Here is a 238-nt window from a genome sequence, read left to right on the forward strand (position 1 = left end):
GCAGGGTGCCGCTGCTGCTGGCCGCCGGGATCTGCCTGCTCGCCGGTCTCGACGCCGCCCTGATCCTGCTCGGACTGCCCGCCCCGGTCACCGGCGAGCGGCTGCCGCGGGTCCACGGCGTCCTGCTCGTCCTCGGCTTCGCCGGCACCCTGGTGGCGCTGGAACGCGCCGTCGCCCTGGGCGGCCGGTGGCCCTACGCGGCCCCCGCCCTCCTCGGCGCGGGCGGCCTGCTGCTGCT

Annotated in this window: 1 pseudogene; it reads left to right on the forward strand. The window is 79.0% G+C overall.

The window, feature by feature from the left end:
* Positions 1 to 238: pseudogene (locus tag G3I53_RS27650) on the forward strand (hypothetical protein); the annotation flags it as partial.

The organism is Streptomyces sp. SID14436, from assembly GCF_010548465.1.
Lineage (GTDB): Bacteria > Actinomycetota > Actinomycetes > Streptomycetales > Streptomycetaceae > Streptomyces.